Origin of the sequence: Sandarakinorhabdus oryzae, from assembly GCF_009733735.1 — a bacterium.
Classification (GTDB): Bacteria; Pseudomonadota; Alphaproteobacteria; order Sphingomonadales; family Sphingomonadaceae; genus Sandarakinorhabdus; species Sandarakinorhabdus oryzae.
This window is the reverse complement of sequence record NZ_WNJP01000375.1, coordinates 1-791: the sequence shown is the minus strand read 5'-3', so window position 1 is coordinate 791 and position 791 is coordinate 1. Positions and strand designations below refer to the sequence as shown.

The window sequence follows — 791 nt, the reverse complement described above, 5'->3', positions numbered from 1 at the left end:
CGCGGCGCAACTGCCGAAGCCGCTGTCGTCCGCCGTGGCCGGCGGCGGTTCGGGCGGCAGCAAGGGCGGCGGCACGGTGCGCACCCAGCCGGGCTGGACGAGATCGGGCGCGGCGATCAGGCTGGGTTCGCCCTGCTCGCCATCGCCGGCACAGGCAAAGGCGGCAGCGAGGCCGAACAGCCGGGCGCCATCGATATCGCGCAATGATCGCGCCGTGGTGGCCAGCGTTTCGGGCGGGGTCAGCGCCAGGCGCGGATCGAGGAACAGGCTGTCGTCACAGCGCGACAGGCCATCGCGTTCCAGCGCGTCCTGGGTTTCCGGCTCGGCCGCGACGGGGTTGCTCCACAGGTCCGACAGGGCAGACACGTCCACCGCGCCGGCCGGCATGTCGGGCACCAGCCACGGGCGCGCCACCACGGCGGCATCGGGCGCATCGAACCAGTGATCATCGTCAACCAGCGCCCACAGGCTGTCGGGCGCATCGGCGGCAAGGCCATAGGGGCCAAAGCTGCGGCGCTCGGCGCCATTGTCGATGCGCAGCAGCAGGCGCGGCCGGGCCAGGGTGAAATCGAGCCTGGCCGAAACCTGGAAATCATCACTCCAACGCCCGGGGCTGGCGGCCTTCAGGCGCAATGGTTGGCCGCCGACCTGCACCGATGGCAGCACGAAGCGCCGGGCGCGGGCCACGTCGGGGCCGGCCGGATCCTCCCCCAAAGCCAGGGCCAGTTCGGCGCTGCGCGCCAGCCGCACGACATGGCAGCGCGTGCCGCCGGCGGCAAAGAAGGCCGCCA

Annotated in this window: 1 protein-coding gene; it reads right to left on the bottom strand. The window is 72.7% G+C overall.

The genetic code is table 11. From position 1 onward, the window contains the following. Positions 1-791 (bottom strand): hypothetical protein (locus tag GJ693_RS17310; protein WP_197042318.1); only part of this gene is annotated, 791 nt, incomplete at both ends.